A 19,948-nucleotide genomic window follows, 5' to 3' on the forward strand; every position below is an offset into this window, starting at 1 on the left:
GCTGAGAACCAAGAAGGTCGGGTAAAATACGCAAAAAGATTCAAAGAAAAAAGAATGCATAAAGTTGAACTACTCTCCCCGGCGGGCAACCTGGAGAAACTGAAGATCGCGATCGACTTCGGGGCCGATGCCGTCTACGGCGGCGTCAGCCACTTTTCCCTGCGGATCCGTTCGGGCAAAGAATTTACGATGGAGAGCTTCAAAGAGGGGATCGACTATGCCCAAGCGCGGGGCAGAAAGGTCTATGCGACCATCAACGGGTTCCCCTTCAACTCCCAGCTGAATCTGCTGGAGAAACACATCCTCGCGATGGCGGCGCTGGAACCGGACGCCTTTATCGTCGCGACGCCGGGCGTATTGCAACTGGCACACAAGCTCGCCCCGCAGATCCCGTTGCACCTTTCCACCCAGGCCAACGTCATGAACGTGCTCGATGCGAAAGTCTACTACGAGATGGGGGCGCGCCGCATCATCGCCGCCCGGGAGATCTCGCTCAAAGACCTTAAGCAGATCAAAGCGGAACTGCCGGACCTCGAGCTCGAGGTGTTCGTCCACGGCTCGATGTGTTTCGCCTACAGCGGACGCTGCCTTATTTCGACCGTGCAGAGTGGCCGGGTCCCCAACCGCGGCAGCTGCGCCAACGACTGCCGCTTCCCCTACGAACTCTACGCCGCAAACCCGGAGACGGGAACGCTGTTCCGGCTGGAAGAGGACCCGGGCATCGGCACCTACATTATGAACTCGAAAGACCTCAACCTCGCTTCGCACATCAAGGAGATCCTCGATGCCGGGGCGGTCGACTCGCTCAAGATCGAGGGGCGCACGAAGGCGAGCTACTACGCCGCCATCACCGCCAAGGCGTACCGCATGGCCATCGACGACTACTATGCGGGCCTGGAGCCGAGCGAACGCTACCAGGAGGAGCTGAACACGATGCAGAACCGCGGCTTTACCGACGCCTACCTCGTCAACCGCCCCTTCGAGAAGCACGATACCCAGAGCCTCGATTTCACGATGCAGATGGGGACCCACCAGGTGAGCGGCATGGTAACCGAAGACGGCGGGCACTTTCTCTGCAAGTATACGACCCGCCCCGGCGACGAGGCGGAGATCGTCGCGCCTTGGGATGCGGTCCTCTCGCCCTATGAAAACGAGTACGGGTCGATTTTTGAGCGCGACGGACGCTGGTATGTCCGTTTCAATAAGCTCGTGGCGGAAAATGGACGGGAGTGGGACGCGGTGCACAGCGGCAACGTCAACCCCATCGTATTGCCGGGCGCACTGCCCCAGTACAGCTTCCTCCGCATCCCTGCCGACGGGATCGACCAGTCGCCGCCTGTCTAACGCTTGCCGTGAATTCGCTATAATTCCGCATCAAAATACAGGGGCATGAAATGAAATTCGTTTCAATCATTATCGGATCCAAAAGTGACTATGACGTCATGAAATCGTGTGCGGATACGCTGGAAACCTTCGGGGTACAGTATGAGCTGATCATCTCCTCGGCGCACCGTTCGCCGGAACGTACCAAAGAGTACATCCTTGAAGCGGAAGCCAAAGGGGCCCAGGTTTTCATCGCCGCGGCGGGCATGGCGGCGCACCTCGCGGGTGTTCTGGCCTCCAAGACGGTCAAGCCGATCATCGGCGTGCCGATGAGCGCCTCGGCGCTGAGCGGGATCGACGCGCTCCTCTCCACCGTTCAGATGCCGGCGGGCATGCCGGTCGCGACCGTCGCCATCGGCAAGGCGGGCGCGATCAACTCGGCGTACCTCGCGATGCAGATCATGGCGCTGGAGAGCGAAGACCTGCGCATCAAGCTCCAGGAAGACCGCGTTGCCAAGGCGAAAAAAGTCGAGATGGACTCCCTCGAGATCGAGACCAAACTGTAAATGAAAATCGAAAATGCCTGCGTTGAGTGTATTATCGGTCAAAGTCTGCGGGTAGCAGACGCGATCGGTGCCGACGCGGCACTTCGCAAGAAAATCAACGATGACGTTTTGGCAATGTCGAAAGCTTTCGATTTTGCCAAGTCGCCGCCGGAAGTCGCCCGGGAAGTCTACGAACACCTGGCCGTGCTTGCCGGGAAAAAGGACCTCTATGATGAGGTCAAGCGCCACTCCTCCGACAAAGCGAAAACCTTCATTCCTTTCCTGCGCGAACAGATTTCCAAGGCTGACGACCCCTTCCTGACGGCGGTCAAAGTCGCCGTCGCCGGGAACGTCATCGACCTGGCCGCCGAGGTGAGCTTCGACCTCGACACGGAAATCGACAGGCTCTTCCACACCCATTTCGCCCACGACGACGTCGATGCGTTGCGGCAGCGCCTTTCCGGGGCGAAGACGCTGCTCTATATCGGCGACAACGCCGGCGAGCACCTCTTTGACGCTCTGGCGATCGAAGCCGTCGCAGCGCTCTACCCGCAGCTCGCGATTACCTACATGACCCGGGGCAAACCGATTATCAACGACGTCACCTTCGACGAGGCGATGGCGGACGGTCTGGCGGAGGTCGCCGCCCTCGTCGACAGCGGCGTCGACACCCCGGGCTTCGTCTATGAACGCGCGTCCGAGGAGGCGCAACACCTCTTCGATGAGAGCGACGTGGTGCTCACCAAGGGGATGGGCAACTACGAATGCCTCTCCCCCGCGCCGCGCGGCGACCTCGTCTATCTGCTTAAGGTCAAATGCAACGTCGTCTCCCGCTCCATCGGCGCGGAGATCGGCAGCATTATCTGCAAACTCGTCTGACATACCAACCCGCTTTTCATCCTGCCCCGTCCGTTTATGGTATGGTTTCACAAAGGCATATCCAAATCCCACGCATGGGTTTTAGCTATGCCCTGAAAAAGGAACTGGAATGACGGGTGAAATGATGATTAAGTATATTGTACTCTGCGACGGTGATCTGGAAATTAGTGTTACGTTGGCGGATCTGCTCCAGAACGAAGCGGTTGCACGGGCAATCAAAAATGCTTATGCCAAAGGCAAAAGGGATATCGAGGCCGTGGTGACGGACCCCGGCGCGCTGACGATCAAGAACAAAAAGGCGATCCAGACGGTGACCATCCCCAAAGAGAGTTTTATGGATGCGCTGACCCTCGCAGAAGAGGACGCGAAAGCAAAAAAGCTTCTGAAGAAAGGGTGCGACCGCATCGAGATCGTCGATATCGAGACGCTCTGACGTGCGAGGCAAAAAGTACATTCTCTTCGATAACGACGGCGTACTCGTCGAGACCGAGGCGTGGTACTTCCGGGCCAACGTCGAAATTCTTAACACCATGGGCATCACCCTTGAAGAGGCGCGTTATCGGGAGATCATGATCAACGGCCAAAGCGCGTTCCTGCTCGCGGAGGAGGCGGGGTACGACACGGAGACGGTCGAAGCGGCCCGCAGCAGACGCAACGATCTCTACCAGCACTACCTGCAGACGGAGGAGATCGCCATTCCCGGTGTGCATGAGGTGCTTAGAGCCCTCAAGGAACGCTACCGGATGGGAATAGTCACCTCGGCGCGACGGGAGGATTTTGAACTGATCCATGCCGGCAGAGGGATCACGGACCCCATGGAGTTCGTGCTCTGCAGCGGCGAATATGCCCGCGCGAAACCCCACCCTGACCCCTATCTGAAAGGGCTGGAACTGCTCGGTGGCGCAAAGCATGAAGCTGTTGTCGTCGAGGATTCGCAGCGGGGGCTGCGTTCAGCGGTGAGCGCAGGGATTGAGTGCGTCATTGTCGATAACGCCTTTACGGCACAGCATGACTTCTCGGCCGCGACCCACCGCATCGGCACTATCGAAGCGTTGCTGGGGCTGCTGGATTAACCTGCCGCCTGCGGCCGAGGTTCGAAGAGCGTTCCCAGCGTCTGTTCACCGTGGATCAGGAACTGGACCGCCGTGGAGAGTTCGAAGCCGTTGCAGAGGAACATCCTTTTGCCGCGCCGCAGCAGGAAGTCCGCAGCCATCAGCTTGGTGACGATCCCGCCGGTGGCAAAGGGGTCGTTGGGCGTGGAGTCCGCCTGCAGCGCCTCCGGCGGGACGGCGTGGAGCACCCGGTGGCGTTTCGCATCCTCATGTTCGCGGGGGTTTTTGTCGTAGTAGCCGTGGATGTCGCTGAGGATCACGAGCAGATCGGCATCCGTCGCATAGGTGACGTGGGCGGAAAGCTGGTCGTTGTCCCCGAAGAGCTGCTCGGGGGTGGAGGTGATGTCGTTCTCGTTGATGATGGGGAGGATGTCATTGGCCAGGTGCGCGTTGATGATCTCCTGGAACATCGCCGTGCGTTTGCGCGAATCGAAGTCGTCCTCCGTCAGAAGAATCTGCGCCGTATCGATATGGTAGGTGTCGAACTCTTTTTTGTAGCTGCTCATCAAAATGGGCTGACCGGCGGCCGCCAGGGCTTTTTTGCCGACCCGTTCGCGTTTGTCGAGTTTCAGCGCGCAGTAACCGGCCGCCACTGCTCCCGAGGTAACGAGGATGACGTCGTACTGCCCGCGGATGTCGGCGATCATCTGTACGAGGGCGAGGATACGCTCCCTGGCGATCCGGTTGCCCTCGGTGAGGACGGCGCTGCCGACTTTGATGACGATACGCTTGCTCACGCTTCCCCTTTCTTGCGTCTGAAATCGCCGCTAGTCTCTTCAACGCGGTGCAAGATCGATTCGGGGACCGGGGGCGTTACCGGTGAAACGAGCCTGATGGCCACCCAGCCTGCCACAAACCCCGGCAGCAGTTCATAGAGTTCAAAAAGGCCCCCTTCGAGCTGTTTCCAGACGATGACCGTGAGCGCTCCCGTTACCATACCGGCAATCGCCCCTCCTTTGGTGATGTCGCGCCGGTAAAGCGAGAGGATGATCAGCGGCCCGAAGGCCGCCCCGAAGCCGGCCCAGGCATAGGCGACGAGGGAGAGGACGCTGGAGTTTTTGTCCGTGGAGAGGTACCAGGCGATCAGGGCGATCGCGATGACCGTTGCCCGTCCGACCCAGACCAGCTCCCTGTCTGAGGCCTTTTTGCGCAAGGTGGCATGGTAAATGTCCCGCGTCAGGACCGACGAGGAGACCAGCAGCTGCGAATCGATCGTGCTCATGATGGCCGCGAGGATGGCGGCGAGGAGGAAGCCGGCGATCCAGGGATTGAAGAGCAGCTGGGAGAGGGTGATAAAGATCTTTTCGGGATCGGCGAGGTCTGTACCCGACGAGACGACGTAGGCGAGGCCGAAGAAGCCGACGGCCAGCGAGCCAATAATAGAGAGGCCCATCCACCCCATGCCGATCGCCTTGGCGTGGTGCATCTCGTCCTCGCTGCGGATCGACATGAAGCGTACGAGGATGTGGGGCTGCCCGAAGTAGCCCAGCCCCCAGGCCATCAGGGAGAGGATGCCGATGACGCCGGTGCCGTGGACGATGTCGAGGTGGGTCGGGTCGATCGACTCCATCAGCTCCAGGGCGGCGGAGAGGCCGCCGAGGTGGGTGATGACGACCGCGGGCGTGACGATAAGGGCGAGCATCATCAAGATCCCCTGGATGAAGTCCGTCCAGCTGACGGCGTTGTAGCCGCCCAGGAAGGTGTAGGAGACGATGATGATGCTGCCGACGGCCAGGGCGACGGCGTAGTCGAGGTGAAAGGTCGCTTCGAAGAGCTTGGCCCCGCCGACGAGGCCCGAGGAGGTGTAGAGGGTATAGAAAAGCAAAATCACGAGGGCGGTGATGACGCGCAGATGGCCCTTGGCATCGCCGAAACGGTTGGCGAAGTAGTCGGGAATCGTGATGGCGTCGTCCAGGCGGTGGGTCATGATGCGCAGCGGCCGGGCGACGTAGTGCCAGTTCAGGTAAGCGCCGATCAGCAGACCGACGGCGATCCAGCTGCCGGCGATCCCGTCGCTGTACATCATACCGGGCAGCCCGAGCAGCAGCCAGCCGCTCATATCCGAGGCCCCCGCGCTCAGCGCCGTGACGCCGGGACCGAGACCCCGCCCGCCGAGCACATAGTCGCCGAGGTCCTCGGTTTTAAAGTAGAAATAGAGGCCGATGGCCACCATCACAAGCATGTAAAGGCCGAACGAGATCAGTATGGGTGTCTGCATTTATACCTCCTCTTCCAGGTGCAGGCCGGCAATGCCGAGGTTGCCGTAGCGGTGATAGCTGTTGGAGATGCTCTGTTCGATGAAGTAGTGCATCAGTTCGATCCGCCCGTGGGCGACGAAGGGTTCCCTGGCGATGTAGACGGCCCGGTCGGCAACGGCGTCGAAGAGGGCCGGGGAGACGTTCTCGGGGCGGAGAGAGCGGACCCGTTCGTAATGGGGGATCCGGTCGATGAAGACCGCCTCGCTGTCGCGGGTGATGGCGTCGTGCTCCCCGAGCAGGCTCGCTTGCTTCGATTCGAGCCAGAGGAACTCCGCCTGCTTAGAGTGTTCGGGCAGGGAGATGTGCAGGCGCGCACCGACCATCCTGACAGCCATGATCGTGGCAAGCGCCTCCTCCAGGCGGTCCCCCTCCACGAGGCGCATCAGGACGCTTTCGACCGGCAGGTAGCGGATGACGTTGGACTCCCCGCGGATATGGGCATAGTCATGGGGTTTCATAAACTCGGTCTCGTGCCAGTGTGCGAAGTGGCAGAGGTGGCGCAGGGCCTTCTCGCACTCGTCGTGAAAGACGGTGTCGCGCTGGAGCATCACCCGCATACGGTCGGTGAAGGGCGTGGAACAGGACTCGTAGAGGTTGGTTTCACGGTAGGTGATATCCATAAACTGGCTGACGTAGTTGAAGCCGCCCGCTTTCCTGCCGCTGCCGATGGCCGATTTGCGCATCCCGCCGAAGGGCTGACGCAGCACGATCGCCCCGGTTGTGCCGCGGTTGATATAGAGGTTCCCCGCGAGCAGCGTCGCTTTCCACTGCTCCTGTTCGCGGTGGTCGAGGGACTCCAACCCGGAGGTGAGGCCGTAGCCGGTGGCGTTGACGATCCCGATGGCGTCTTCGAGGTCCTCGGCGCGCATCACGCTGAGGACGGGGCCGAAAAGCTCGTTCATGTGGCAGAAATCCCCCGACGCGGTTCCCCAGCGGATCGAGGGGGTGAGCATATAGGGATTGCCTCTGTCGGCATAGTCGGGTGCCAGCAGCCACTCCTCTCCCTCGTCCAGGAGCTCGAGGGCTTGCGCCAGTTTGCCCGCGGGGCGGTCGACGAGGGTACCGACGCGGTTGCTGAAATCCCAGACGGAACCGGTCTGTATGGACTCCGCCGCCTCTTTGAGCTGCCGTTTGTACTCCTCGTCGTCGTAGAGCTCTTTTTCCAGTACAAGCAACGATGTCGCCGAGCACTTCTGCCCGGAGTTGTGAAAGGCCGAGGCCATGACGTGGCCGATCGCCTGGTCCCTGTCCGCCATCGCCGTGACGATGGTAGCGTCCTTGCCTCCCGTTTCCGCACTCAGGTGAATGTCGGGACGGGCTTTGATGATGCGGTAGGCCGTCTCTTCGCCGCCGGTGAAAATCGTAAAATCAATCGCCTTGCTGGGGATCATATGCTCCCCGACCGCTGACCCGCGTCCCGGGATGAACTGCAGGGTGTTCATGCTGACCCCCGCTTCCCAGAAGCATTGGCAGAGGCGGTAGGCGGTGAGGATGGAGGCTTCGGCGGGTTTCAGGATCACCGTGTTGCCTGCCGCGAGAGCCGCGGCGATCCCCCCGGTGGGAATGGCGACGGGAAAGTTCCAGGGGCTGATGACGAGGCCGACCCCTTTGCCTTTGGCCTCTACTCCCGTCAGCCCCGCCAGCTTGGTGACGCTGTAGGGGTAGAAGTTGACGAAATCGATCGCCTCGCTCACTTCGACATCGGTCTCGGTGAAGACCTTGCCCACCTCCGCCGCGGCAATGCCGATGAGGTCGCCCCGGGCAACTCGGATTGCGTGGGCGACCTCCATCATGATCTTCTGACGCGCGTGGGGCGTCAGCTTTCGCCAGCCGTCGGGGTCGGCTTGGGCCGTGTCGATGGCAGCGGCCATATCTTCCGGGGTCGCTTCGACATAGGAGCCCGTGCGTTTGTTCTCGTGGTATTGGGATTTGTCGATCACCGTGACCGTTTCGTCGCGCTGCACGATCCTGCCGCCGATGACAGGGTAGGCACTGAAGCCTCCCTCGCGCTCACCGATATGCTGCCATTTGTCGCGGATCGCTTCCGCCCAGGCGCGGTTGGCGGGGAGGATAAAGTCCGTATCGGGCTCGTTCTCAAAATGATAGACGGCGGGATCGACGGCGATCTTTTCGACCGGCCGGGTGCGGTCCTGGGTGCGGTTGGGCGCTTCGGACACGGAGGGGAGGAGGGCGACGGCATCGTCGAAGGTCTTGACGAGCTGCTCCCACTCCGGTGTGTCCACCTTCAGGCCGAAACTGTGGCGCAGGAAGTTCTGCTCGGCGGTGTTCTCATCAAAGCGGCGCACCAGGTAGGCGATGGCATTGGTAAAGGTCTCCTTCGTCGCTGTCGGGGCGTAGAGGATGACATTGCGTCCTTCAGCTTTGAGGAGCCGGTAGGCCGCTTCGCTCATCCCCTCCAGCATCTCGGCGGTGACATACTGCTCAACCCCGCGCGCCTTCGCCAGCAGCATGGCCATGGCATGGTCGAAGAGGTTGTGCGAGGCGACACCGGTATGCACGTAGGGGGCGACGGCGGGGTCGAGCAGGTAGTCCATCGCTTTTTTGTAGTTGGCGTCCGATTCCGCCTTGTGCGCGTAGGTGACGTTGGGCCAGCCGCGCAAGGAGGCCTCGGTCAGCTCCATCTCCTGGTTGGCCCCCTTGACGATGCGGATCTTGATCGGCGCGCCTCCGGCGTCGACGCGGGCTTTGGCCCAGTCGGCCAGTTCCCGGATGTAGGTGAGGGCATCGGGGAGGTAGGCCTGGACGACGATGCCCGCATGCAGCTGCGTGAACTCCTCCCTGGAGAGGACCTTTTTGAAGGCGTCGATGGTGATGCGGACGTCGCGGTACTCCTCCATATCGAGGTTGACGAATTTGGGCTGTGTCTTTTCCTCACTGTCACGGCAGGGGTTGGCGATGGCCGCCCGGTAGACCCGCTCGAGCCGGGAAGAGACATGCGCGACGTTGTTGTCGTGAGCCAGGGGAAGGATCTGGGAGAACATGTTGGAGATCTTGAGCGAAAGGTAGTCGATATCCGGGTTCTCGAGCATCGCGATATATTTTTCGACCCGCCGTGCGGCTTCGGCCTCGCTGTGGACGACCTCCCCGATGACGTTGATATTGACCCGGGTCCCCTCGGCCCGGCGCGCTTTCATGTGCTTGGAGAGGACGGGGTCTTCGCCCTGAATGACGATGGCGCTGATGTCGTTGCGCAGGTAGTTGATAAACATCGGCACGGAGAGGGAGCTGACGTAGATGCCGACGTCGCGAAAGAGCCAGATAAGGATCTGTTCGAAGTGGCTGAAGAAATCTGTACGTTTGTATTTTTCGAAGATGTATTCGAGCTGGTCGGCGACCCGGTCGGGGTTTTTGGAACGGAAGCTTTGGTCGAGCAGTTCGATGAGGAAGATCTTGTTAATAGGGTTTTTCAGCATGCGCTGCATCATCGCGTGAAGTTTCTGCTCCTCCTTCCCGATATGGTGCGAGATCTCCTCCTGCCACCGGCGGGCGACGGCTTTTGTCTCTTCGAACAGTTCGGGGGGAATGGGCATAGGCAGGTCCTTCATACTGGTGTGGATTGGCCCCGTACAGGTGACAATACGGGGGGCGGAGTGATGCCCGGCTTCTTGGCGGCACCCTCCGACAGCTGATAGGCCCTACAATAACATATTAGGTTTAGTGCAAGCTAAAATCATTCTGGGGAGCACGTGTAAGCAGGTAGGATAGTGAGGCGATACAAGTGTATGGAAGCAAACAAAATGAACAGGCAGTGGCTGTTTTTGAATCGTGGATAAAATGATTGGAAAAATAGTGTTTCGTGGTGGCCTGTCTCGGAATCGAACCAAGGACACAGGGATTTTCAATCCCTTGCTCTACCGACTGAGCTAACAGGCCTTTTGTAAGGAGGCCGAAATTATAGCAACGGCATATTGAAGCCTAGCTTAAATTGGAGACGGCTTCTTTAAACGTGTTACCGCGCACGGCATAGGAGGGAAACTGGTCCAGGCTGGCGCAGGCCGGGGAGAGCAGCGCGACGCTCTGCGGGGTGTGTACGTCGGCGATGCGCTTGACCGCTTCGGTCAGGACGCCGCAGCTCTCAAAGGGGATGCCGAAGCGCGCGCTGAGAGCGTCGAGTTTCGCCTGGTTGCTGCCGATGGTATAGAGGGTGACGTCAACGTCGGTGAGGGCCTCGAAGAGCGGTGTCATATCGACTCCCTTGTCGTCGCCGCCGACGATGAGGTGGATGGGGCGGTCGGCGTAGCGCCGGACGGCGGCCAGGGCCGCATCGATATTGGTCGCCTTGGTGTCGTTGACCCAGAGGCGGTTCTGCGCGTCGCTGAACTCCTCCTGGCGGTGTGGGTCGAGCACAAAGGCGTTCATCTTGGCATAGTCGATCCGGTCAAAAAGAATGCGGTCGACGGCCATCGCCAGCAGGGCGTCGAGGAGGAAGGGACCTTTGAAATGGATATGGTCGGTCTCGAAACCGAAAAAGGCGGCGAGATCGTCGGCATCGTCGTAGGGGATGACAAAGGCGTCCGTCGGGGTGTCGGCATAGGCGCGCGGCAGCAGGACGGTCTCGCCCTCGCGCATCTGTGCCAACGGCTTCAGTTTGTCGTCGATGTAGGCCTGTTCGCTGCCGTGCCAGCTCAGGTGGTCCGGGGTGATCGGCAGCACGACGTAGAGGTCCGGTTTCGCCTCATGGGTATAGTGCAGGGTAAACGAGCTCGTCTCCAGGACCCAGAGTGGCGACGCGGTATCCAGCGCGGCCAGGGGAGTGCCGATGTTGCCGCCGGAGAGCGCCCCTTTGTCGGCAAGGAGGTGGGTGAGCATCTGCGTCGTGGTCGTCTTGCCGTTAGTGCCGGTGATCCAGACGGTAAAAGGCTTTTGCTCCGGCGTATAGGGGGGACGCGCCAGCGGCGAGAGGAAGAGGTCGTACTCGCTGACAAGGTGTTCCGACTGCCGGATCAGGGGGTGTTCCGGGGGGATGCCCGGCGAAGGGATCTCCAGGTCGGAGTAGCGCGGATCAAACTCCGCCGTCGGACGGACCCGGTTCCCCTCCTCGTCGGTGAAGGGCTTGTGGACGTGGTCGTCAAAGAAGGTGCAGGGGCCGAAGGCCTTGGCGATCGCCCGGGTCGTGACGCCGTAGCCGAAAAGGGAGGTGCGGGTTTGCTGCATCGAGGGGCCTTAGCGGATTTTGAGGGTAATGAGCGCGGCGAGGTTCGAGAGCATGGCGATGATCCAGAAGCGGACGATGATCTTGTTCTCCGCCCAGTTCTTCATCTCGAAGTGGTGGTGGATGGGGGCCATCAGGAAGACCCGCTTTTTACGCAGTTTGAAGCTGCCGACCTGGATAATGACGGAAACGGTCTCGATCACGAAGATGAAACCGATGAGCAGCAGCAGGAACTCGCTCTTGGCGACGATGCCGAGGTAGCCGATAAAGGCGCCGATGGCGAGCGAACCGCTGTCGCCCATAAAGACCTCGGCCGGGTGGGAGTTGAACCAGAGAAAGCCGATGAGCGCGCCGATGAGTGCCGCGGCGACGACGGAGGCTTCCCCGACGGGGAAGTTCGGCATCAGCAGGTAGGCGGAGAGACCGGCGTGTCCGATGATGTAAACGAAAATGCCCAGGGTCATCAGGGCAAAGACGGAGGGCACCGTAGCGAGGCCGTCGAGCCCATCGGTGAGGTTCACGGCGTTGGAGGCCGCGACCATAACGAGGCTCCAGAAAAAGAGGGCGAAAAGCTGCATGTCAAAGAGCGGGTACTTGTAAAAGGGGACATACAGTTCCGTATCCAGTCCCGCCGCGAAACGCAGGAAAAGGGCGCCTGCGAGGGCGGCGACGATCTGGAACAGCAGTTTGGCCCTGGCAGTGAGGCCGGCAAGGTTGTGCTGCTTGTCGATCTTGGCGTAGTCGTCTTTGAAGCCGATCAGCATAAAGAGCGCGAGCACGAGCATCCCGCCCAGGGCGAAAAAATTGTCGTACCGGACGGTAATCGCCGACGCGATCAGGGTTGAAACGATGAAGACGACGCCCCCCATCGTTGGGGTCTTCGCTTTCTCGCGGTGGCGGTCGGGCGCATAGTCGTTAATGGGCTGGACGCTGGAGGTCTTCTGCGCCCAGCGGATGAAGCGGGGCATCAGGAAAAGGGTCATGCAGAGCGCCAGGAAAAAGGCGACGCCGGCACGGACGGTAATGTATTGCAGCAGGTTGATATCCAGAAGTTCGTAAAACCAGTAAAGCATTATCAGTCCATAAAGAGTTTTCACTTATACCGGGGATAAAGTGAGTAAAAAGTGCTATTTTAATATAATTGCCGTCATTATATGTTTAAGGGGATTTCCGGAGTTCCGACAGCTCCCGGAAAACCCTTCGTGAAGGATTTTTATGGGACAAAAGACTGTACTCGTAATTACGGACGGGGTCGGCTACAGCCAACGGACGGAAGCGAACGCTTTTTACCATGCCCAAAAGCCGACCTATGAGAAACTCTTTGCCGAAGTACCCCACGCGCTGATCGACACTTTCGGTCTCAGCGTCGGTCTGCCCGAGGGGCAGATGGGGAACTCGGAAGTGGGGCATATGACCATCGGGAGCGGCCGCGTACTCTACCAGGACCTGGTCAAGATCTCCCTTGCCGTCGCCGAGGGCACCCTGGTGGGCAACCCGGCCTTGACGGCGCTGCTTGAGAGCTCCGACACGCTGCACCTCGTCGGCCTCTTCAGCGACGGGGGGGTCCATTCGCACCTCGACCATACGATCGCGCTGGCAAAGATCGCCGAAGCGGCGGGCAAGAGGGTATGGCTCCACCTTATTACCGACGGGCGTGACGTTTCACCGACGTCCGCGCCCCACTACCTGGAGAAACTGCAGGAGGCGCTGAGCGCGAAGGTGCGCATTGCGACCATCGGCGGACGTTTCTATACGATGGACCGGGACAACCGCTGGGAGCGTGTCCAGAGCGGCTACGACGCCATCGTGTCGGCGCAGCCCGCCTCCGACCTCGCACCCGCGGCCTATATCGAAGCCTCCTACGCCAGGAAAGAGACGGACGAGTTCATCGTGCCGGCGGCCTTCGACGGCTACGAGGGGATGAAAGCGGGCGACGCCGTGCTCGTCACCAATTTCCGCAGCGACCGCGTCCGCGAGATAACGACGGCGCTGGCTTCGCCGGATTTTGCCGAGTTTGATCGCCCCTTCGCCGTGGCGAATCTGGCAACGATGACGGAGTATGACAAAAGCTTCACCTACCCGGTCCTCTTCCGCAAAGAGACGCCGAAAAACACCCTGGCGGAAGTGATCAGCAATCAGGGGCTTCGCCAGTTCCATACGGCGGAGACGGAGAAGTACGCCCACGTCACCTTCTTCCTCAACGGCGGGATCGACGAGCCCTATACGAACGAAGCGCGGGTGCTCGTGCCGAGCCCGAAGGTCAAGACCTATGACCTGCAGCCGGAGATGAGCGCCTCCGCAGTCGGCGATGCCGTCTTGACCGCGATGGATGAAGGGTACGATTTCATCGTCGTCAACTTCGCCAACGGTGACATGGTCGGGCACACGGGTGTCTATGACGCCGCCATCAAGGCCGTCGAAGCCGTCGACCATGAACTCGGCCGTATCGTGGAGAAAGCGAAAGCAGACGATTATGCGATGGTCCTCACCTCCGACCACGGTAACTGCGAGGAGATGTGGGACGAGGACGGCAACGTCCTCACGAACCACACCGTCGGCAAGGTCTGGGCTTTTGTCATGGCGAATGGCGTCGAAAAAGTACACCCCGGCGGCCTCAACAACATCGCCCCGACGGTCCTCGAACTGATGGGCGTGGCAAAACCGGCCGAGATGGACGACAGCCTGTTGTAATCCGGGCAAACTAAACAATCAAAGGAGTGAGATGAAATTCAGTGGTAAAAACGTATTGGTAACAGGGTCGAGCCGGGGAATCGGCGCGGAGATTGCGAAGGTGCTGGCCGGGTACGGTCTGAAAGTCTGGGTCAACTACCGCAGCGGCGCGGATGCCGCCGAAGCGGTCAAGGCGGCGATTATCGCCGCGGGCGGCGAAGCGGAAACGATCGGCTTTGATGTCGCGGACGAAGCGGCCTACGTAGCCGCGATCAAGACGATCGTCGACACTGACGGCGAACTGGGCTACCTGGTTAACAACGCGGGGATCACGAATGACAAACTGGCACTGCGCATGAAAACGGAGGAGTTTCTTTCCGTGATCAACGCCAACCTCACCTCCGCCTTTATCGGCTGCCGCGAAGCGATGAAAGTGATGCGCAAGAAGAAGCAGGGCGCCATCGTCAACATCGCTTCCATCGTCGGCGAGACGGGTAATGCCGGGCAGACGAACTACGCGGCTTCCAAGGGCGGCCTGATCGCGATGACGAAGAGTTTTGCCATCGAAGCGGCCTCGAGCGGGCTGCGTTACAACACGGTCACACCGGGCTTTATCGCCACCGATATGACCGACGAACTCAGCGACGATATCAAGTCGAACTTTACCTCCAAAATCCCCATGGGACGCTTCGGCGAAGCGCGGGAAGTCGCGGAAGCGACGGCCTTCCTGCTCTCCGACTCGGCCTCTTATATTACGGGTGAAACCCTCAAAGTCAACGGCGGGATGAACATGGCCTAAGGCCGGAGGGGGGACCCCCCTTCAGCGCTTTTTTTTATATTCCGTATGCTATACTTCCGGAATTTCAAATTGGAAAGAGGAGCTATAATGGCACTTTTGGATGACATCAAAGAAGTCGTAGTTGAACAACTGAGCGTAAACCCGGATGAAGTAAAACCGGATGCGAAATTCGTTGAAGATCTCGGAGCGGACAGCCTCGACGTCGTTGAACTGGTCATGGCACTTGAAGAAAAATTCGATATTGAAATCCCGGATGATGAAGCTGAAAAAATTCAGACTGTCCAGGATGTCGTAAACTACGTCGAAAACAAGGCGTAAGTTTCTTTGCGGGTAGCCCCGCAAATGGTTTTGTATTGCCGTCCTCGGACGGGTATATAAAGCTATACACATATTTTTCAGGAGTTGCTGTGAGAAGAGTTGTCGTAACGGGTATGGGCATGATCAATGCTGTCGGACACAATAAAGAAGAGTCGTTTAAAGCGATGTGTGACGGCGTGAGCGGCATTGACAGAATTACCCTTTTCGATGCCGAAGCCGAAGGGCAGGGTGTTCTGATTGCCGGCGAGGTTAAAGATTTCGACCCCACAACGGTCATGGCGGCCAAAGAGGTCAAAAAAGCGGACCGTTTCATCCAGCTCGGCCTTAAAGCGGCCCAGGAAGCGATGGAAGATGCGGCTTTCAACGAGATTGAGATCGAATATGAGCGTTTCGGCGTCGCCGCGGCATCCGGTATCGGCGGTCTGCCGGCGATTGAGAAAAACTCCATCGTTCTTGAGACCCGGGGTCCGCGCCGTATCTCTCCGTTCTTCATTCCGAGCGCCCTGGTCAACATGCTCGGCGGTTTTGTTTCCATCGAACACGGTCTGAAAGGCCCGAACGTCGCGGCGGTCACGGCCTGTGCGGCGGGGACCCACTCCATCAGCGAAGCGGCGAAGACGATCATCTGCAACGGTGCGGACCGTATGCTCGTCGTGGCGGCGGAATCCGCGGTCACCGGCGTCGGTATCGGCGGGTTTGCCTCCATGAAAGCGCTCTCTACGCGCAACGACGACCCGAAAACAGCTTCCCGTCCCTTCGATGCGGAGCGTGACGGCTTCGTCATGGGCGAAGGGGCGGCAGCCCTGGTCCTCGAAGAGTACGATGCGGCCGTTGCCCGCGGCGCGAAGATCTACGGCGAGCTGATCGGTTTCGGCGAGAGCGGCGACGCCAGCCACATCACAAGCCCGAGCATGGACGGCCCGCTGCGTGCGATGAAAGCGGCGATGACAATGGCCGGCACCCCGAAAATTGACTACGTCAATGCCCACGGTACGAGTACGCCGACGAACGACAAGAACGAGACGGCGGCCCTTAAAGAGCTCTTCGGCGGCAAAGAGAACTGTCCGCCGGTAACGTCCACCAAGGGCCAGACGGGTCACTGTCTCGGCGCGGCCGGCGGTATCGAAGCGGTCGTCTGTCTGATGGCGATGCAGGAAGGCATCATCCCGCCGACGATCAACTACATCAACCCGGATGAGAACTGCGATCTGGATATCGTTCCGAACGCGGCGCGCAAGGCGGAACTGAACATTGTCATGAGCAACTCCTTCGGGTTCGGCGGCACCAACGGCGTCGTTATCTTTAAGAAGCTCTAAGGTCTGGCATTGGCTACCTACCTCGATTTTGAGCAGAAGATCCAGCAGATCCAGGAAGAGATCGTCAGCGCCGAGGTGCGCCATGACGTCCACGCCGTCGAGATCCTGAAAAAGGATCTGGAGAAAGAGGTCAGTAAAACCTACAAGAACCTCTCTCCCTACCAGGAGCTGCAGCTGGCGCGTCACCCCGACCGTCCCTACGCCCTGGATTACATCAATCTGCTGCTCGAAGACAAATACGAGCTGCACGGCGACCGCCACTTCCGCGACGATGCGGCGATCCTCTGCTATATGGGTTACATCGACGGCCAGCGGGTGATGGTCATTGGCGAACAGAAGGGGCGCGGCACGAAGAACAAGCTCAAGCGCAACTTCGGGATGCCGCATCCCGAGGGGTACCGCAAGGCGCTGCGCTGCGCGCAACTGGCGGACAAGTTCAACATCCCCGTCGTCATGCTCATCGACACCCCGGGTGCCTATCCGGGACTGGGCGCCGAAGAGCGCAACCAGAGCGAGGCGATCTCCCGCAACCTGCTGGAGCTCTCCAAACTGGAGACGATCACCATCTCCATCGTCATCGGCGAGGGGGGCAGCGGCGGCGCCCTGGCCATCGGCGTTGCCGACAGGCTGGCGATGATGCGCTACTCCGTTTTCAGCGTTATCTCCCCGGAAGGGTGTTCCGCGATTCTCTGGAACGATCCGGCCAAGGCGGAAGCGGCGACGAAGGCGCTCAAGATCACGAGCAGTGACCTCAAAGCGCTCGACCTGATTGATGACGTCATCGACGAACCTCTTATCGGGGCGCACCGCGATAAGTCCGGGGCGGCCGATGCGATGAAGAGCTACATTCTCGAGCGGATCAACGAGCTCTCTAATTTCAGTGGTTCCGAACGCCGCCACAAGCGCTATGACCGCCTGACGGGTATGGGCGCTTACTCCGAAAACTAATCCAGCAAACTTTCTTTTTTAATTGGAGCGGCTTGGCCGCGCCATGCTCTCTATTTTCTTTAACTGTTTTGTTCCCCTTCTTTTTTGCTTATCCAAAAAAGAAGCCGAACCGGGAAGAAAAAAGGATAACAAGCTGCCGCTTTCGGGACATGCCAATCCCCGGTCATCTGGCTGACACGCTAATGATCGTTTCTGCATCAACAATTTAGATTTTTTGGAAAGTGTTTAGGCTTCGGGAGTTGTCTGTTCCGGGGGCTGGGGCGGGAATTTTGGGCGTTTGAGGCGTTTGGCCTTCTTGGAGAAGGTGATGAGCTCCTCGACGGTCTGGATCTCGGTTGGGATGCATTTGAGGGTGCGTTTGAAGAGCTTTGCCGTCGTCATCGCGTCGGAGAGGGCGCGGTGGTGGGTCGCCTCTTTGTAGAGCTCGAGCTGTTCGTTCAGGAAGGCGAGGCCGTAGCGGTAGGAGCTGATGGTGCGCTCGGCGAGGTCGATGGTGCAGAGGGTGCGGTTGAGCAGGGGCGCCATCCCGACGCGCTCCATCATCTTCGAGGTGAACTGGAAGTCGAACTTGACGTCGTGGCCGACGAAGATGTCGTTGCCCAGGAACTGTTTGAAATCCGACAGTACTTCTCGCAGACCAGGCGCATCCTGGGTGTCTTCCTCCGCGATGCCGGTGATCTCGGTGATGTGCCCCGAGATATGGTCGCATCGTACCAGGCTCTCGAAGCGGTCGATAATGTGAAGGTTCTGCACCTTGACGGCGCCGATTTCGATGATCTGGTGTTTGTCGGGTTTGGAGCCGTTGGTTTCGATGTCGACGATGCAGAAGGTCGCCGCCGAGAGGAGCTGGTCGCAGCTATGGGGATAGTAGCGTGTGCCGTCCCGGCTGACGAGTTCGAGCCCCTGGGCACGCATCAGCTCGACGGCCAGTTCGGCGTTTTCGCCGGTCAGCTGTTCGATCTGGTAGGCGGTGAGCCCTTCGCAGAGCTTTTGGGGGAGTTGGGAGGCTTCGATCATGCTTTGGCCTTTGCAATAAACAGGCCAACCTTCTGCGGGTCTTTTTTCCCCTTGGACGCTTCGACACCGCTGCTGACATCGAGGGCGTAGAAGCCGTAGGGGAGGCACTCCTCGACGTTATCGGGGGAGAGTCCGCCGGCGAGGATGATCTTCGAACAGTCGGCCCCCTCGAACCACTCGAGGTTGAGCCGCTTGCCCATCCCGCCGTAGGCGTCGCAGTAGGCGTCGACGAGTCGGTATTCGTCGGCGTGCGCGTTGACGTCTTCGGGGCTCTGTGCCCGGATCACACGGACATAGGGGCACTCCAGGGCATCAAAGAGGGCATCGGGCGCATCGAAATGGATCTGGGCGAGGGTGATGCCGCTCGTTCGGGCCGCCGCGTTGATGGCCGGGGCCTCCTCGTTGACGAAGAGACCGACCTTTTCGACGAAGGGCGGAAGTCTGCGGATGATCGCCGCAGCCGCCTCGGGGGTGATATGGCGCGGCGAGGGGGGATAGAACACAAAACCGAGCGCGTCGGCCCCGGCATCGATCGCACTCATGGCGTCTTCATAGGAGGTGATGCCGCAGATCTTGACGCGCACGGAAGGCTCAGACTTTCAGGCTGCCGATGGCCGCTTCGAGGCCGTCTGCATGTTTGAAGACGTAGCTGCCGGCGACACAGACGTCGACGCCCGCGTCTTTGAGCGCGCCGATGTTCGCGTCGTTGACCCCGCCGTCGACTTCGATGAGGCAGTCGGGGTTGATGCGGTCGCGCAGGTCGCGCAGGCGGCGGAGCTTCTCATAGACATCGATGAACTTCTGCCCGCCGAACCCGGGGTTCACGCTCATGACGAGGACCATGTCGATGTAGGGCAGCAGGTACTCGAGGCTTTCGGCCGGCGTATGCGGGTTGAGGACGATGGCGGGCTTGATGCCGAGGCTGCGAATGTACTGGGCCAGGCGGTGGGGGTGCTTCTCCTCTTCGATGTGGAAGGAGATGTACTCCGGATTCAGCGGCGCGAAGAGGTCGACGAAGAAGGTGTTGTTTTCGACCATCAGGTGGATGTCGAGGGGTTTCGTGGCTGCCGCGGCGACGGCGGAGACGACGACGGGTCCGATGGTGAGGTTCGGCACGAAGTGGCCGTCCATGACGTCGACGTGCACGAGGTCGCAACCGGCGTCGCAGATCGCTTTGACGTCGCGCGCAAGGCTGCCGAAATCGGCGGAGAGAATACTGGGGGCTACAAGCATTGAGCTACCCTTTCTTTTTTTTGCCATTTTATCCAATTAGTGCGTGCTTTGCGCTAAAATGTAGGTACGCACCGTGCTACCGTGGTTATTTAAGGAACTCTTTTGATTTTAGAGGATATAATGCGCCACTAAATTTACGCAAGGAGCCTACAAATGGCAAGAAAATGTGCTATTAGCGGTAAGGGCCCAATGAGCGGGAACAACGTTTCTCACGCGAAAAATCGCACGAAAAGACGTTTCATGCCTAATCTTCGCACCGTCCGCGTCCAGATGGAAGACGGTACGACTAAGAAGATTAAGATCTCTGCTTCTGAGCTTCGTACTATGAAGAAAAAACAGGCGTAACTCCCTTACGCC

19 protein-coding genes and 1 tRNA gene are annotated in these 19,948 nt (G+C 59.6%); 11 read left to right on the top strand and 9 right to left on the bottom strand.

Features of this window, described 5'->3' with window-relative positions; all coding sequences use genetic code 11:
* Positions 1-54: 54 nt before the first annotated feature.
* From WCX72_RS02105 to WCX72_RS02125, 5 genes are all read left to right on the top strand, one after another.
* Positions 55-1,344, top strand: a complete 1,290-nt coding sequence (locus tag WCX72_RS02105; protein ID WP_345970629.1) for a peptidase U32 family protein — start codon at positions 55-57, stop codon at positions 1,342-1,344.
* Positions 1,345-1,394: 50 nt separating this feature from the next.
* The gene (gene purE / locus WCX72_RS02110) at positions 1,395-1,889 is read left to right on the top strand and encodes a 5-(carboxyamino)imidazole ribonucleotide mutase (protein ID WP_231020171.1); all 495 of its coding nucleotides are present in this window, start codon (positions 1,395-1,397) and stop codon (positions 1,887-1,889) included.
* Complete coding sequence (locus tag WCX72_RS02115) at positions 1,890-2,747, top strand: ARMT1-like domain-containing protein (RefSeq protein WP_345970630.1); 858 nt, start codon at positions 1,890-1,892, stop codon at positions 2,745-2,747.
* A gap of 109 nt (positions 2,748-2,856) precedes the next feature.
* Positions 2,857-3,180: a hypothetical protein gene (locus WCX72_RS02120; RefSeq protein WP_345970631.1), complete on the top strand. Its 324-nt coding sequence runs from the start codon at positions 2,857-2,859 to the stop codon at positions 3,178-3,180.
* A gap of 1 nt (position 3,181) precedes the next feature.
* Positions 3,182-3,820 (top strand): HAD family phosphatase, encoded by a 639-nt coding sequence (locus tag WCX72_RS02125; protein ID WP_345970632.1) that lies wholly within the window; start codon positions 3,182-3,184, stop codon positions 3,818-3,820.
* On the opposite strand, the gene proB is transcribed toward WCX72_RS02125, so the two are convergent.
* The 6 genes from proB to mraY all read right to left on the bottom strand — a co-directional run bounded on the left by proB (position 3,817) and on the right by mraY (position 12,363).
* The gene (proB, locus tag WCX72_RS02130) at positions 3,817-4,596 is read right to left on the bottom strand and encodes a glutamate 5-kinase (protein WP_345970633.1); all 780 of its coding nucleotides are present in this window, start codon (positions 4,594-4,596) and stop codon (positions 3,817-3,819) included. The two genes, WCX72_RS02125 and proB, sit on opposite strands and share 4 nt — an antisense overlap.
* On the bottom strand, positions 4,593-6,077 hold the full coding sequence (gene putP, locus WCX72_RS02135; RefSeq protein WP_345970634.1) for a sodium/proline symporter PutP: 1,485 nt from the start codon (positions 6,075-6,077) through the stop codon (positions 4,593-4,595). The genes proB and putP overlap by 4 nt, the downstream gene beginning before the upstream one ends.
* Positions 6,078-9,668 (bottom strand): bifunctional proline dehydrogenase/L-glutamate gamma-semialdehyde dehydrogenase, encoded by a 3,591-nt coding sequence (locus WCX72_RS02140; protein WP_345970635.1) that lies wholly within the window; start codon positions 9,666-9,668, stop codon positions 6,078-6,080.
* A gap of 267 nt (positions 9,669-9,935) precedes the next feature.
* Positions 9,936-10,011: transfer RNA gene (locus tag WCX72_RS02145), tRNA-Phe, on the bottom strand.
* Between the two features lie 42 nt (positions 10,012-10,053).
* A complete protein-coding gene (murD, locus tag WCX72_RS02150; RefSeq protein WP_345970636.1) occupies positions 10,054-11,292 on the bottom strand; it encodes a UDP-N-acetylmuramoyl-L-alanine--D-glutamate ligase in 1,239 nt (412 codons plus the stop codon).
* A 9-nt stretch (positions 11,293-11,301) separates the two neighbouring features.
* Positions 11,302-12,363: a phospho-N-acetylmuramoyl-pentapeptide-transferase gene (mraY, locus tag WCX72_RS02155; RefSeq protein WP_345970637.1), complete on the bottom strand. Its 1,062-nt coding sequence runs from the start codon at positions 12,361-12,363 to the stop codon at positions 11,302-11,304.
* Between the two features lie 142 nt (positions 12,364-12,505).
* On the opposite strand from mraY, the gene gpmI reads away from it, so the two are divergent.
* The 5 genes from gpmI to accA all read left to right on the top strand — a co-directional run bounded on the left by gpmI (position 12,506) and on the right by accA (position 17,341).
* Entirely contained in the window at positions 12,506-13,981 is a 1,476-nt protein-coding gene (gene gpmI, locus WCX72_RS02160) for a 2,3-bisphosphoglycerate-independent phosphoglycerate mutase (RefSeq protein ID WP_345970638.1), read from the top strand.
* A gap of 31 nt (positions 13,982-14,012) precedes the next feature.
* A complete protein-coding gene (fabG, locus tag WCX72_RS02165; RefSeq protein ID WP_345970639.1) occupies positions 14,013-14,759 on the top strand; it encodes a 3-oxoacyl-ACP reductase FabG in 747 nt (248 codons plus the stop codon).
* 87 nt (positions 14,760-14,846) lie between these two features.
* Complete coding sequence (gene acpP, locus WCX72_RS02170; RefSeq protein WP_231020181.1) at positions 14,847-15,077, top strand: acyl carrier protein; 231 nt, start codon at positions 14,847-14,849, stop codon at positions 15,075-15,077.
* Positions 15,078-15,166: 89 nt separating this feature from the next.
* Positions 15,167-16,393: a beta-ketoacyl-ACP synthase II gene (locus tag WCX72_RS02175; RefSeq protein ID WP_345970640.1), complete on the top strand. Its 1,227-nt coding sequence runs from the start codon at positions 15,167-15,169 to the stop codon at positions 16,391-16,393.
* Between the two features lie 9 nt (positions 16,394-16,402).
* Complete coding sequence (gene accA, locus WCX72_RS02180; RefSeq protein ID WP_345970641.1) at positions 16,403-17,341, top strand: acetyl-CoA carboxylase carboxyl transferase subunit alpha; 939 nt, start codon at positions 16,403-16,405, stop codon at positions 17,339-17,341.
* Between the two features lie 225 nt (positions 17,342-17,566).
* Here accA and WCX72_RS02185 read toward each other — a convergent pair whose 3' ends face one another.
* From WCX72_RS02185 to rpe, 3 genes are read right to left on the bottom strand one after another with little or no spacing between them, the layout of a single operon-like run.
* Positions 17,567-18,358: a 3'-5' exonuclease gene (locus tag WCX72_RS02185; protein ID WP_345970642.1), complete on the bottom strand. Its 792-nt coding sequence runs from the start codon at positions 18,356-18,358 to the stop codon at positions 17,567-17,569.
* The gene (locus tag WCX72_RS02190) at positions 18,355-18,942 is read right to left on the bottom strand and encodes a phosphoribosylanthranilate isomerase (RefSeq protein ID WP_345970643.1); all 588 of its coding nucleotides are present in this window, start codon (positions 18,940-18,942) and stop codon (positions 18,355-18,357) included. Before WCX72_RS02190 ends, WCX72_RS02185 begins: the two co-directional genes overlap by 4 nt.
* A 7-nt stretch (positions 18,943-18,949) precedes the next feature.
* Entirely contained in the window at positions 18,950-19,591 is a 642-nt protein-coding gene (gene rpe, locus WCX72_RS02195) for a ribulose-phosphate 3-epimerase (RefSeq protein WP_345970644.1), read from the bottom strand.
* Between the two features lie 153 nt (positions 19,592-19,744).
* On the opposite strand from rpe, the gene rpmB reads away from it, so the two are divergent.
* Entirely contained in the window at positions 19,745-19,936 is a 192-nt protein-coding gene (gene rpmB / locus WCX72_RS02200) for a 50S ribosomal protein L28 (protein WP_231020187.1), read from the top strand.
* The last annotated feature ends 12 nt before the right edge of the window (positions 19,937-19,948 follow it).

Source organism: Thiomicrolovo immobilis (genome assembly GCF_039645955.1).
In the GTDB taxonomy this organism is placed as follows: domain Bacteria; phylum Campylobacterota; class Campylobacteria; order Campylobacterales; family Sulfurimonadaceae; genus Thiomicrolovo; species Thiomicrolovo diazotrophicus.

What these genes read in the sequence shown, in the direction of transcription:
- WCX72_RS02140 (WP_345970635.1), bottom strand. Translation starts at nt 9,668, where the DNA reads ATGCCCATTCCCCCCGAACTGTTCGAAGAGACAAAAGCCGTCGCCCGC.
- rpmB (WP_231020187.1), top strand. Translation starts at nt 19,745, where the DNA reads ATGGCAAGAAAATGTGCTATTAGCGGTAAGGGCCCAATGAGCGGGAAC.
- WCX72_RS02120 (WP_345970631.1), top strand. Translation starts at nt 2,857, where the DNA reads ATGACGGGTGAAATGATGATTAAGTATATTGTACTCTGCGACGGTGAT.
- putP (WP_345970634.1), bottom strand. Translation starts at nt 6,077, where the DNA reads ATGCAGACACCCATACTGATCTCGTTCGGCCTTTACATGCTTGTGATG.
- acpP (WP_231020181.1), top strand. Translation starts at nt 14,847, where the DNA reads ATGGCACTTTTGGATGACATCAAAGAAGTCGTAGTTGAACAACTGAGC.
- WCX72_RS02115 (WP_345970630.1), top strand. Translation starts at nt 1,890, where the DNA reads ATGAAAATCGAAAATGCCTGCGTTGAGTGTATTATCGGTCAAAGTCTG.
- fabG (WP_345970639.1), top strand. Translation starts at nt 14,013, where the DNA reads ATGAAATTCAGTGGTAAAAACGTATTGGTAACAGGGTCGAGCCGGGGA.
- rpe (WP_345970644.1), bottom strand. Translation starts at nt 19,591, where the DNA reads ATGCTTGTAGCCCCCAGTATTCTCTCCGCCGATTTCGGCAGCCTTGCG.
- murD (WP_345970636.1), bottom strand. Translation starts at nt 11,292, where the DNA reads ATGCAGCAAACCCGCACCTCCCTTTTCGGCTACGGCGTCACGACCCGG.
- purE (WP_231020171.1), top strand. Translation starts at nt 1,395, where the DNA reads ATGAAATTCGTTTCAATCATTATCGGATCCAAAAGTGACTATGACGTC.
- WCX72_RS02185 (WP_345970642.1), bottom strand. Translation starts at nt 18,358, where the DNA reads ATGATCGAAGCCTCCCAACTCCCCCAAAAGCTCTGCGAAGGGCTCACC.
- gpmI (WP_345970638.1), top strand. Translation starts at nt 12,506, where the DNA reads ATGGGACAAAAGACTGTACTCGTAATTACGGACGGGGTCGGCTACAGC.
- mraY (WP_345970637.1), bottom strand. Translation starts at nt 12,363, where the DNA reads ATGCTTTACTGGTTTTACGAACTTCTGGATATCAACCTGCTGCAATAC.
- WCX72_RS02105 (WP_345970629.1), top strand. Translation starts at nt 55, where the DNA reads ATGCATAAAGTTGAACTACTCTCCCCGGCGGGCAACCTGGAGAAACTG.